Below are 14381 nucleotides of genomic sequence, written 5' to 3' on the forward strand. Positions count from 1 at the left end.
CATTTCTTATAAAATTTTCTTGATATTCCGATGAAATGTATGCACAAGAATATTCTTGTATTGTTTCAAAAACCAATTGTTGATGGCGGGACTATTGTCGTTATGACGGCCTATCATGCCTTTATATAGAACACGAGTCATGGGAAAATTGTTTTTTAGAAATTCAAATAACATTGGAAATGCCTCCATGTCATAATCGTCTTGTTTCATGTAGGCGATAGCAAATGTCGTTTGCCTGTAGTCTCCACTTTTAAACTTTTCCCAGAAACGTCCATTCAATTGACTACTTGCTTCTTCTGAAACAAAGCCAATATTGTAAAGCAGCATATCCAATGAGGTTGGAAATCCTGTTGGCCGATTGATGCGTTCATTGAGTGCAATAGATCCAAGATTCGTCAACGGTTTCCCCACGATGACACTGTTTGGACTCAAATCACTCGCATAATAAAGAGCGCCAAAAGTGCCCATCGACAATCCAGATAAAATGAGATCCGATTTTTGAAATCCCAACAATGCTAGTTTTTCTAATATGATTGTTACGATTTCTTGTTCAAATTTCTGGCTGCCTAGATAGAAATTTCCTCCTTCTAGACGGGGGTCACCAATCAGCAAAAAAGGACAGCCCATGCTTCCCATCATTCCACGTCCTTCGAATCCTTCAGCAGAGCGATATCCGGAAAAATAAACCGCTAATGGAGGTTTTAGGTCTCCTGGATTAAAGTAATAGATCACTTCTCCGCCCAGATGCTCATCATCCCGGATCCGGCCGCCCCCTGGAATCATGACACTTTCATCTGCCATTGCTCGTCGCAAGTGCATTTGTCCGATCGTAAATTGTCCTTGATTTCCTTTGGCATACAATGAGACGTTAATGTATGCCTGTTGATCCAATTTGAAGTAAATCGGATCCCCATTTAGGATGCGATCGTGGGCGATCTCAATCACTTGAATGACCTGATTTGTGTTTTCTTTGATGAAAAAAAGTTTGATCTTCAGTATCGCCTCTCCTTGGATATTTGCGATCTCGGGATAAAAACATGTCCGTTCCTCTTTAGGGATCAGGTTCGTCATTTTCCAAGTAGTGATTTGCTGATAATCTGGTGTCAATTGTGCCTTTACCTGACAAGCTGCATGTCCTTCTTTAGTGATTTGCAACGATACATCTTTATTAAATTTCATGTGATCCATCGATAACTTATATCCTTGCTGCTTCGCTGAAAATTGTTCATTGATGCTACTAAAAACATTTTCCAACTGTTGTTCATCAAACAGTTTTGCTGCTTTTAATGTGAAGAGCGCTTGAACTTCGGGAGACAGCTGACAGTTTTTTTCGTAAAAGATTTGATAGGCTGGCAGTTGTTCCAATAGCTCCTTGTCTTCAAGAATCAACGCATCTTTCTCTAGTAGAAAAAGGGCTCGATGGTACTTGCTGTTATATTTGTCTTTCTCGAACAGCTGCAGTTCCTGCTCATCTTTTCTGAAATCATAGGCTAACGGAAGCCATTGATAAACAAACAAAGAAGAAAGCTGTTTTTGCCACTCTGAAGAAACAGCTGCAGCCGCAATATGGAATATCTTTATTTGTTTAGACGACGCCATAGAGCAGATCCCTCCATTGGTTGATGACATTTTCTTCGCTAAATCGTTCAATATAACTGATATTTTCTACTAGTGCTTGGTTCCAATTGTTTAAATCATCCATATAAAAAGCGATTGCTGGATCTAGGTCTCTGATTTGACCAATGATTTGCCCATTCTTTTGGTCATCAACATAATCGGTTTTCTTCCGAACGAGCTGAGGAATTCCTGCGCTTACTGCCAATGCTTGTTTCTGCACATCAACTTCAGCAGACAAATCAATATACAAACGTGTCTCATTAAAATCCTGTCGAATCGTCGTGAGGTGAGAATCCAATCGAAAGTGAATCCTGAAGTTGACATCAACTGCTTCTACCAGATTTCTCCAGTTTTCGCTTTCTCGGATCTCTTCAATCGCCTCTTCATCTGTTTTAAATAACTTCTTGGCTTTTTTTGCTTCAAAATACTTCAGTACCTTCTGATACTCCTCAGATTCACTATCGACACCAAAGTGAGTATCAACCATTTCTTTTTGTGCTTCACGTAAAACGACTTCGCTTTGGAATGTCGTCGTTTCGATAATTAAGTCATAACGATCATTTTGAATGACTTTTTGCAGCAATAAGTGATGGATTCTCAGAACGTCTTCGTTAAGCTCACCGGCGTTCCAATAAAGAACCAGCTGCGGAATGGAGTTGCTATTGCCTAGATGGAAAGAAGTTGTGTAAATAGGTATGCGCTGTATACGAGATGGGTCATTGACACCGGAATGTCTCATTAAAGACAAGAGCGCTGTTTGATTACTAGTGGAATCAGTAATAATTTTATTTTCGGCTGCCCACAATTCTGCTTTTTCCTCTGGTGCACACTTTGAAAGTTGGTGAGCATCAGAAACGATCTGAATCACTCGCTTTCGTTGCTAATTCGTTTTGACCAATCGCAGATTCCGCTCATTTGTCAAACAGATCAGTTGATCTTCGGATTCACTATTCCATTGAAATTGATTCATCATTTCTAAGAGAAGATCCTCCATACTTCGATACTGACTTTTCTTTAGTCCAATTCTTTGAGAATCAATCAGCTCAACATGCGGATTTTCTCCAAAGTATTCCACACATTTTTCCATTCCCGATTCGTTATAGTAAATCCTCTTTACTTGTTCCCCATTGTCTGTCTGCAATGATTTTGCAGAAATAAATCCTCGATCATCGAAGAAGAGAATTTGTCGGTAAGGGTCCGTCATTAAATACATTTGTTCCGCAAAGCCAAAAGCATTGAAACGAATTTCACCAAATGGTTGATCTTCCTTGATCAACGTGATACCAAAAGGCGTATAGACTTTCTCCACATTGTGAGAAAGAGGCAAGTCATCTACATCTAAAGGAAACCCATTGATCTTGTGAATATCTTGCAAGCGATCATAAAGCGAAGTCATCTGAGCTGCTTCTAACCCATACGCATGCATTTTATAGCGCAAAAACGGGATATGTTCCAATAACAATAAGTGGTACGGTTCTCGATTGTTCTTGAAAAGCTGAATGACATTCATCATGTAGTCACTTTCTAAATTGCCGCTGCTGGTCGTCCAATCGGGAATAAAATAATTCAAAGAATTGCCTCCTAACATCCTCTAAAAAATCCGGTAAGTGCGTCTGGAAAAGAGGAAGCGTATTTCATTTGTGATAGTTTCTAAAATAATGATCAACATAAAAATACTTCCAAAATAAAAAGCTAAGTTGGAAATGATCTGATTTTGCAACCCAATCAATAACGGAATCATTGAAATGATCACAAGATAACTGTTGCCAAGCAATGCAACCGTAGATAATCGCTTCAATATATATCTCTCCGTCTGTTTACCAGGTGCAATATTTAAAATATAGTCTCCTGTCTCTTTAAGATTTTTGGCTATATCGTAAGGTCGAACGTTAATAAAACTAAATCCATAACCTAAAACATAGAGAATCAGACCATAAGTGAAAACACCCCGCACATTATTAAATGAAAAGTAAGTCGTAATAAAATTCGAAAAGCCTGTGTCTCCCCACTTTTCATTCAAGAGTAAAAGCTGCGGCATTGAAAAGACGGTTACCGCAAACATAAACGGCATCGCTCCTGCAGGCAAAAGACGAATGGGAATATACGAATTGTTGAAGCGACTATCAATACCTGTCCGTTCAATATTGATGCGGTATTCTGCACTGTAAAGGAAAAGCGTTAGATAAATAAAGATTAAAGTCACTATAACCAAACCAATCATAAAATTTTGACTCAAGTGGACGGATTCTGTTTGTCCCGAAATTAACATAGCTGGGATGTTCATCAATAGACCTGGAACGATAAACAAGCTTTGACCACCGATTCCTTTGTCGATATTGATATCGGCTAGCCACGCAACGAACAATCCTCCAGCAGTCAAAATAAGGACTGCTCCTAAAAACAACAAGACAACGGATCCCCCAACAGCTTTTTGATCGATCATTGATGAACGAAATTTTAACACTAATGCGCAACTTTGAAGGACAGCAAATAAAAGAGTCAAACAACGTTGAATATAGCCGATTCTTTTTGTGGAAAGATTTCCGATACTTTCTGTATCAATCATGCTGATCGTTGTCCAGATGATCAGAGCAGTCATATACGGTCCCATTCCTAAAGAAAAAAGCGTTGGAACAGTGAAATTTCCACCGGTTGATGTTGCTAAGAATTTCAGAATCAAGCTAGTTGATTCCTCTGGTATCTTTTCTGAAATAAAAAAAGGAATCGGAATATGCTTTCCTATCTCAACGATGAACAACAGGAAGAAACTCGCGATGATCCTACGAATGAGTTCTTTTTGATTCTTCATTTTCATCTCCAATTTTTCTTACTTTTTTTTCATCTGTAAGGATTAACAAAATAATAGCAAGTTTAAATCCCCCTTTTTTATTTGTTTTTTTGTTGAAACGAAAAAAAAAATGAAAAGGTGGTGTTAGTCATTGTGGTATCATCGTTTTAAATTCAAATAAGAAAACAACGCTTCATTTTTAGATGATCATCTGAGAATGACGAGGATTGGAAAAAAAAGGGGAGAAAATTCCGTAGAAACATCCCCAAAAAGAAGGATTTCATATGAAGAAACTAATTGAACTCATCATACCTCTTGTTTTGCTGTTAGGAGGTATCTTTTTTTTGAAAGATACTTTGACGAATAATGAAACACAGACTGTAGAATCAAGGACTCCTGACAATGAACCTAGTCCTAGATTAGACTTGAAAGCTGTCGTTTTACGGACTGAAGATACTTTGGAGGTAGCTGATCAAGAGTCCATCTATCATGGGGAATTTCCCTACTATAATATGGACACCACCAAAACCTATACGTTTTCCCTTCACTTCGTAACAAGTTCTGGTGAAGCGTTACTTGATCAAAACAAGGAACCACTTATTGCGTCCAAAAAAATGAAACTAGCTGCTTCGAAGGGAAAAATCGTCTTTTTTTTAGAAGCCAATGATTTGATGCGGGATTATCTTTTTGAACTAGAGGACGTAATGATTCGTGCTAAATTAGCCAGTAACACAAATTAATCTGCTAACACTATCAATTTTTGGGGGAAGGATCAGCAAAAATGAAAGATAAAAAATTTCGCAAATATATGCGGTTAGCGAGAAAGGTTCAAAATCTCGCAGACAAGTATCGGCAATTGTCGGATCAAGAATTACAAATGCAAACTATTCTTTTTCGTCAACAACTCGAACTAGGAAAAAAGTTAGAGAGTATACTCCCACAAGCCTATGCTGTAGTTGTCGAAGCAGACCGTCGTGTCTTAGGAATGGAACCTTATTTTGTCCAAATTCTTGGCGCGATTGCTCTTTTTTATGGCAATGTTGCTGAGATGAAAACCGGTGAAGGAAAAACATTGACAGCCACCATGCCGATGTACTTACACGGTCTGGGAGGCAAAGGAAATTTTTTGATTACTTCCAATACTTATTTAGCATTGCGGGATATTGAGGAAACCGGGAAAGTCTATCGTTTTCTAGGACTAACCGTGGCTGCTGGAGTCCCCGAACATGAAGATGAAGGAGAAGAAGTCGACAAAGAGGTCGTCTATGCAGCAGACATTGTCTATACTACCCATAGCGCATTGGGATTTGACTACTTGTTTGACAACTTGGCCGTTTCTCCAGATGAACAATACGTTACCCACTTCAATTATGTACTGATTGATGAAATTGATGCAATATTACTCGATATGGCTCAAACACCATTGATCATTTCAGGAGCTCCCAAAGTCCAGTCCAACTTTTTTACGCTATCTGATTGGTTTGTAAAGAGCCTGATTGAAGGGAAAGACTACCTAAGGAGCGAAAATAAGCGCCACGCCTGGTTTACAGAAACAGGTATTCAAAAAGCAGAAGACTATTTAGGTATCGAAAACATTCTTTCAGAAAAATGGAAAAATCTTTACCGCCATTTAGTCATTGCCTTGCGGGCCAATTATCTCTTGCACTTAAACAAAGACTATGTTGTGGAAGACAATGAAATTCTTTTACTTGACGAAGCAAATGGGCGCAAGTTGATCGGAACAAAACTACAAGCTGGGCTTCATCAAGCAATCGAAGCCAAAGAAGGTGTAGAGATCACCACGGAAAGCCGATCCATGGGCTCCATTACCTATCAGAATCTCTTCCGAAAATTCAAGATTTTATCCGGAATGACCGGGACAGCCAAAACAGACGCTGACGAATTTCGTGAAACTTATAATATTGACGTAATCGAAATTCCAACGAATAAACCCATTCGCCGAAAAGATCATCAGGACCTTGTATATGTTACCAATCAGTCAAAGATCATGGCTTCTTTAGAAGCAGTAAAAAATGCTTTGATCCAAGAACGTCCCGTTCTGATTGAAACAGGATCGGTCTCAATGTCGACTTTATACTCTCTGATTCTCTTAAAGCATCGAATTCCTCATAACCTTTTAAATGCTACAACAGCGACCAAAGAATCCTGGATCATCTCAGAAGCGGGCAAAAAAGGGGCCGTAACAGTAGCCACTTCAATGGCTGGACGCGGTACAGACATTAAACTTGAACAAGACGCGCGGGAAAACGGCGGTCTGTTAGTAGTTGGAACCGAACGAATGACCAGTGACCGAATCGATAATCAGCTGCGGGGGCGCTCCGGACGTCAAGGAGACCCTGGTGATAGCATTTTTTATGTATCCATGGAGGATAAAATCGTTGTTGAAAGTGCACCTAAATGGGCAGCTCAGGAACGAGAACTATTAACTGAACAAGAAAAATCAGCCAATGGTTTCAAGCCATTAAAAAAGAAAAAATACAATAAATTGATCAATCAGTCTCAAAGCAATCGCAAAAATCAAGAAATTGCTGGACGTCAAACAACGCTAGAATTTGACTCAATCATCACCATTCAAAGAGACAAAATGTACAGCATGAGGAACAGTATCATGACAGGCACGCCAGTTGAGTTAGAAAAAATCTTCAACAAATGCATGGAAGAAGCAATCAATCAATTCATCACTAAGAAAGAGAATCTAAATAAACAAGCGATCCTTGATTTCATCTTTAATAATTTGGACTATAATTTTGATATTTTTGAAATCGAGAAACTGGATAAATTTAATAAACGAACCGTCAAAAAATTCTTATTAGCTCTGATTTCAGATCGTTTGACTCACATTCAGCAATTCATGCCAGACAGTTTCCAGCAGCTGTTCTTCAAGCGAATTGTTCTTTTAAAAGCGTTGGATACTCTTTGGATCGAACAATCAGACAACTTGCAGCAATTGAAAACAGTCATCAATGGAAGAAACTGGGGACAACACCGTCCCATCTATGAGTTTCAAGTAGAGGCACACCGTTCTTTCACTCAAATGCGTGAAGCAATTTATCTAGAAGCAATCAGAAATTTATTATTATCCGAGTTGGTAAAAACAGAAGATGGTTCATTCGATGTTGAATTTCCATAATCGGCTATAGCGAATAAAAAAGCGTCACAGTTAGGCAAATCTAACTGTGACGCTTTTTTATTGAGTAGTAACACTTCTATCATTTTAGAAGAGCTAGGAAATTTATCCCAGCCCTTCATAAACTGAAAGGAACTGATTAATCCGTTTCACGCTTTGCTGCATCTTTTTTCTTTTTCATTAAAGCAATCGCAGCTAACAGCGAGGCAATTCCAGCAAGAGACATTTGACTACCGCTTGCATCAGATTCACCAGTCTTAGGAAGAGTGGCTCCAGTCGCATGTCCCCCCACTCCTATGTTGCCTTGTGACGTTCCTGTATTTCCATTCGTTGCATTATTCTGCTCGGAATTTGTAGGAGTTGAAGTAGATCCGCTGATTGATGCACTTTCTGAAAGTGAATGATCTTGACTAGTTGATTGTGATTGTAGTTCTGAAAGACTTTCAGACAAACTATTACTATGATAGTCACTGACGATTTCAGAGTTGACATCACTTGTACTTGTACTTAACGAAGCAGATTCACTAACGCTTGTACTTTCGCTGATTGATTCGCTTGCGCTCATAGAGACGGAGTCCCGATCAGAAGCACTAAAGCTTTCACTCAGACTAGCAGAGTTGCTAGCACTTGTACTATTGCTTGTAGAGCCAGATTCACTTGTCTCAGCACTGCTTGACATTGAGTCACGTTCACTATCACTGATGCTTGTGCTTTCGCTAGCTGATTCACTCACACTTAGACTTTCACTTGTTGAGTTCGAATCACTTACACTTGCACTATTCGACATTGAATCACGTTCACTATCACTGATACTTGTGCTCTCGCTAGCTGATTCACTCACATCCAGGCTTTCACTTGTTGAGTTCGAATCACTCACACTTGCACTATTCGACATTGAATCACGTTCACTGTCACTAATGCTTGTGCTTTCACTGACGGATTCACTCGTACTTGTACTTTCACTCGTTGAATTCGAATCACTTACACTCGCACTATTCGACATTGAATCACGCTCACTATCACTAATGCTTGTGCTTTCGCTAACGGATTCACTCGTACTTGTACTTTCACTCATTGAATTCGAATCACTTACACTTGCACTATTCGACATTGAGTCACGTTCACTGTCACTCGTACTTGTACTTTCACTGGCTGATTCACTCATACTTGCACTTTCGCTTTGACTAATCGATGTGCTTTCACTTGCAGAAATTGACTCACTTGTACTGAAAATGCGGCTTTCTTCCGTAGAAATACTTGCGCTTTCAGACTCAGAATCACGAGTGCTGGAGCTGTCGCTTATACTCTCAGAAGCAGAGACTTGGTCGCTAGTGCTCATTGATTGACTCAAACTTGTACTGTCACTTGCACTAACCGATTCAGAATCTCGGAAACTTTCACTCGTACTAATACTTTCACTAATCGAAGTTGATTCGCTAGGTGAAACCACCGTACTATTCCGCTCGCTTTCGCTAGTACTGATGCTGACGCTAACTGATTCACTTATACTCGAACTTTGTGAATCACTTGTTGAAGCACTCACACTTTGAGACTCAATCACTTCTTGTTTTTCGCTAAGCGACGTACTGATTGATGCCGATTCGCTTAGACTCGTACTAATTGATTGTGAGGTGCTAGTGCTTTCACTAGCACTTGCTGAGACAGAATCATTGGTACTTGTACTGTCACTTGTTGAAAGGCTAGAACTATTCGATCTTGAATATAGATCACTTAAGCTGTCACTTGCACTAGCGCTATTGCTGATTGATGTGCTAGCACTATCACTCGTGCTGAAACTACGTGATTCGCTTGCACTTTCAGATCTAGATACTAAATCACTTTGGCTCGTGCTTAAACTTAAGCTGTTACTAATCGATGTGCTGCCGCTATAGCTCAGGCTGTCACTTCGCGATTCACTCGCACTCTCTGATCTAGATAGTAAATCACTTAAGCTAGTACTTGCACTCAAGCTATCACTGATTGAAGTGCTCATGCTGTTGCTTACACTATCACTCCGTGACTCACTAGCACTTGTTGATTGAGAGTTCATTTCACTTAAACTTAAGCTAGTACTGCTGCTTCCGCTAAAGGAAGTACTTGTGCTTTGACTTAAGCTATTGCTCCGCGACTCACTGGCACTGGCTGAACGAGATAGTAATTCGCTCAAGCTAGTACTGCTGCTTTCACTCGTACTAATTGACGTGCTGCTGCTATAGCTGACGCTATCACTCCGTGACTCGCTGGCACTTACTGATTGAGATAGTTGTTCACTTAGACTTGTACTAGAGCTCAAACTCGTACTAGCTGAAGTACTATTACTGAAACTATTACTTAGACTATTACTTAAGCTAATCCCTTCGGAAAGCGAGTCGCTTGTCAATTGGCTCAAGCTAGTACTCAAGCTGGTACTGTTGCTCATGCTAGTTGACGATGAATCACTCAATGAAATACTAGTACTTGTGCTGAGACTCAGACTTGCAGAAGTACTACTGCTGTAGCTTTGACTTTCACTTGCAAATGATCTACTTTCTGAAAGACTATCGCTATTGCTCAAGCTTGCACTGATTGACAACGAGTCACTTATTGATGTGCTGATACTCAAACTTTCGCTCATACTTACAGAAGCACTATTACTAATACTTGTACTATCACTAGTGCTTGCACTAATGCTTGCTGAGGTACTACTGCTGTAGCTAGAACTGTCACTAGTACTTTGACTAATACTTGCCGAAGTACTGCTGCTATAGCTTTCACTCATACTAGAACGTGAATCACTGATTGACGTACTCATACTATTCGATTCACTGTTGCTGATACTTGAACTAATTGAAGCAGAATCACTGACTGAAGTGCTGACACTTGTGCTCAGGCTCAAGCTGGCTGAAGTACTACCGCTATAACTTTGACTTTCACTAGCCCGCGAATCGCTAACTGACGTACTTGTACTTGTTGATTCACTAATACTTGCACTAGTACTACCGCTGTAGCTTGCAGAGTCGCTCGCACTTTGTGAAACCAAACCACTAGTACTCAATGAGGATGAATCACTGATTGATGTGCTCACACTTGCTGATTCGCTGTTACTGATACTTGTACTTAGTGACGATGAGTCACTTAATGACGTGCTTACACTCGTGGAATCACTGTTACTGATACTTGTACTTACAGATAATGAATCACTGATCGACGTACTTGTACTTGTCGAGTCACTGTTACTTACGCTCGTGCTGCCGCTGTAGCTTGCAGAATCGCTCGCACTTTGTGATACAGAAATACTTGTACTCAATGAGGATGAATCACTGATTGATGTGCTTACACTTGATGATTCGCTGTTACTGATACTTGTGCTTACAGATAAAGAATCACTTAGCGATGTGCTTGTACTTATCGAGTCACTGTTACTTACACTTGTGCTGCCGCTATAGCTTGTAGAATCACTCGCACTTAACGATGCGGAAATACTTGTGCTCAATGACATGGAGTCACTGATTGATGTGCTCACACTTGCTGATTCGCTGTTACTGATACTTGTACTTAGTGACGATGAGTCACTTAATGACGTGCTTACACTCGTGGAATCACTATTACTGATACTTGTGCTTACAGATAATGAATCACTGATCGACGTACTTGTACTTGTCGAGTCACTGTTACTTACGCTCGTGCTGCCGCTGTAGCTTACAGAATCGCTCGCGCTTTGTGATGTCGAAATACTTGTGCTCAATGAGGATGAATCGCTGACTGACGTACTTTCGCTTGTTGAATCGCTACTGCTTACGCTTGTGCTGCCACTGTAACTTGCAGAATCACTCGCACTTTGTGATACGGAAATACTTGTACTCAATGACATAGAGTCACTGATTGACGTGCTCACACTTGCTGATTCACTGTTACTAATACTTGTACTTACAGATAATGAATCACTGATCGACGTACTTGTACTTGTTGATTCACTGTTGCTTACGCTTGTACTTAGCGACGAAGAATCACTTAGTGACGTGCTTTCGCTTGTCGACTCACTGTTACTTACGCTCGTACTACCGCTGTAACTTGCAGAATCACTCGCGCTTAATGATGCAGAAATACTTGTACTCAATGAGGATGAATCACTGATCGACGTACTTGTACTTGCTGAATCGCTGATACTTACGCTCGTACTACCGCTGTAACTTGCAGAGTCGCTCGCGCTTAATGATGCAGAAATACTTGTGCTCAATGATGATGAATCACTGATTGATGTGCTCAAGCTTGTTGAATCACTGATACTTGCAGATGTTGACTCACTAGCTGACGTACTTGCACTTGTCGAATCACTGTTGCTTACGCTCGTACTACCGCTGTAACTTGCAGAATCGCTCGCACTTAGTGATGCAGAAATACTTGTGCTCAATGATGATAAATCACTGATTGACGTACTTACGCTTGTCGACTCACTGATACTTACGCTCGTACTACCGCTGTAACTTGCAGAATCACTCGCACTTAGTGATGCCGAAATACTTGTACTCAATGAGGATGAATCACTGATCGACGTACTTGTACTTACGGATTCACTATTACTGATACTTGTGCTTACAGATAATGAATTACTGATCGACGTACTTGCGCTTGTTGAATCGCTATTACTTACGCTCGTGCTACCGCTGTAGCTTGCAGAATCACTCGCACTTAGTGATGCGGAAATACTTGTGCTTACTGACAATGAATCACTGACTGACGTACTTGCGCTTGTCGACTCACTGTTACTTACGCTCGTACTACCGCTGTAACTTGCAGAATCACTCACGCTTAATGATGTCGAAATACTTGTACTCAATGACATAGAGTCACTGATTGACGTACTTGCACTTGCGGATTCACTATTACTGATACTTGTGCTTACTGATAATGAATCACTGATCGAAGTGCTTGTACTTGTTGACTCACTGTTACTTACACTTGTGCTACCGCTATAACTTGCAGAATCACTCGCGCTTAATGATGCAGAAATACTTGTACTCAATGAGGATGAATCACTGATTGACGTACTTGTACTTGTCGAATCACTGTTACTTACGCTCGTACTACCACTGAAACTTGCAGAATCGCTCGCACTTAGTGATGCAGAAATACTTGTGCTCAATGAGGATGAATCACTGATTGACGTGCTCAAGCTTGTTGACTCACTGATACTTGCAGATGTTGATTCACTAGCTGACGTACTTGCACTTGTCGAATCACTGTTGCTTACGCTCGTACTACCGCTGTAACTTGCAGAGTCGCTCGCGCTTAATGATGCAGAAATACTTGTGCTCAATGATGATGAATCACTGATTGATGTGCTCAAGCTTGTTGAATCACTGATACTTGCAGATGTTGACTCACTAGCTGACGTACTTGCACTTGTCGAATCACTGTTGCTTACGCTCGTACTACCGCTGTAACTTGCAGAATCACTCGCACTTAGTGATGCCGAAATACTTGTACTCAATGAGGATGAATCACTGATTGACGTACTTGCACTTGCGGATTCACTATTACTGATACTTGTGCTTACTGATAATGAATCACTGATCGAAGTGCTTGTACTTGTTGACTCACTGTTACTTACACTTGTGCTCAATGATGATGAATCACTGATTGACATACTTGCACTTGCGGATTCACTGTTACTTACGCTAGTGCTTAGTGATGATGAATCACTCATTGACGTACTTGTACTTGTCGAATCACTGTTACTTACGCTCGTACTACCACTGAAACTTGCAGAATCGCTCGCACTTAGTGATGCAGAAATACTTGTGCTCAATGAGGATGAATCACTGATTGACGTACTTACGCTTGCGGATTCACTATTACTGATACTTGTGCTTACAGATAACGAATCACTGATCGACGTACTTGTACTTGTCGAATCACTGTTACTTACGCTCGTACTACCACTGAAACTTGCAGAATCGCTCGCACTTAGTGATGCAGAAATACTTGTGCTCAATGAGGATGAATCACTGATTGATGTGCTCAAGCTTGTTGACTCACTGATACTTGCAGACGTTGATTCACTTGCTGACGTACTTGTACTTGTCGAATCACTATTACTTACGCTCGTGCTACCGCTGTAGCTTGCAGAATCACTCGCACTTAGTGATGTGGAAATACTTGTGCTCAATGAGGATGAATCACTGATTGACGTACTTACGCTTGTTGAATCACTATTACTTACGCTCGTGCTACCGCTGTAGCTTGCAGAATCACTCGCACTTAGTGATGTGGAAATACTTGTACTCAATGACATAGAGTCACTGATCGACGTACTTATGCTTGTTGAGTCACTAATACTTGCAGATGTTGACTCACTAGCTGACGTACTTGCACTTGTCGAATCACTGTTGCTTACGCTCGTACTACCGCTGTAACTTGCAGAATCGCTCGCACTTAGTGATGCAGAAATACTTGTGCTCAATGAGGATGAATCACTGATTGACGTGCTCGTACTTGTCGATTCGCTATTACTTACACTTGTGCTACCACTGAAACTTGCGGAATCGCTCGCACTTAGTGATGCAGAAATGCTTGTGCTCAATGAGGATGAATCACTGATCAACGTACTTGTACTTGCTGAATCGCTGATACTTACGCTAGTGCTTAGTGATGATGAATCACTCATTGACGTACTTGTACTTGTCGAATCACTGTTACTTACGCTCGTACTACCGCTGTAGCTTGCAGAATCGCTCGCACTTAGTGATGCAGAAATACTTGTGCTCAATGAGGATGAATCACTGATTGACGTGCTCAAGCTTGCTGACTCGCTGATACTTACGCTAGTGCTTAGTGATGATGAGTCAC

General features: G+C 40.6%; 5 protein-coding genes and 1 pseudogene. 2 read left to right on the forward strand and 4 right to left on the reverse strand.

Going from position 1 to position 14381, the window contains the following annotated elements; genetic code table 11:
* Nucleotides 1-6 precede the first annotated feature (6 nt).
* From asp2 to ACTFWY_RS10535, 3 genes and pseudogenes are all read right to left on the reverse strand, one after another.
* Nucleotides 7-1599 carry an accessory Sec system protein Asp2 gene (gene asp2, locus ACTFWY_RS10525; RefSeq protein ID WP_081131222.1) on the reverse strand — a complete coding sequence of 531 codons (1593 nt, stop codon included), beginning with the start codon at nucleotides 1597-1599 and terminating at the stop codon, nucleotides 7-9.
* Nucleotides 1586-3205, reverse strand: a pseudogene (gene asp1 / locus ACTFWY_RS10530) (accessory Sec system protein Asp1). The gene asp2 and the pseudogene asp1 overlap by 14 nt, the downstream one beginning before the upstream one ends.
* A gap of 3 nt (nucleotides 3206-3208) precedes the next feature.
* On the reverse strand, nucleotides 3209-4426 hold the full coding sequence (locus tag ACTFWY_RS10535; protein WP_103300955.1) for an accessory Sec system protein translocase subunit SecY2: 1218 nt from the start codon (nucleotides 4424-4426) through the stop codon (nucleotides 3209-3211).
* 263 nt (nucleotides 4427-4689) lie between these two features.
* Between ACTFWY_RS10535 and ACTFWY_RS10540 the strand changes: the two genes are divergently transcribed.
* Nucleotides 4690-5145 (forward strand): hypothetical protein, encoded by a 456-nt coding sequence (locus tag ACTFWY_RS10540; protein WP_103300956.1) that lies wholly within the window; start codon nucleotides 4690-4692, stop codon nucleotides 5143-5145.
* Between the two features lie 41 nt (nucleotides 5146-5186).
* A complete protein-coding gene (gene secA2, locus ACTFWY_RS10545) occupies nucleotides 5187-7556 on the forward strand; it encodes an accessory Sec system translocase SecA2 (protein WP_171917940.1) in 2370 nt (789 codons plus the stop codon).
* A 136-nt stretch (nucleotides 7557-7692) separates the two neighbouring features.
* Here the strand turns inward: secA2 and ACTFWY_RS10550 are convergent, their stop codons facing one another.
* Nucleotides 7693-14331 carry an LPXTG cell wall anchor domain-containing protein gene (locus ACTFWY_RS10550; protein ID WP_439945123.1) on the reverse strand — a complete coding sequence of 2213 codons (6639 nt, stop codon included), beginning with the start codon at nucleotides 14329-14331 and terminating at the stop codon, nucleotides 7693-7695.
* Between the last annotated feature and the right edge of the window lie 50 nt (nucleotides 14332-14381).

Source organism: Enterococcus sp. 125944, from assembly GCF_051909435.1.
In the GTDB taxonomy this organism is placed as follows: Bacteria; Bacillota; Bacilli; order Lactobacillales; family Enterococcaceae; genus Enterococcus_D; species Enterococcus_D gallinarum.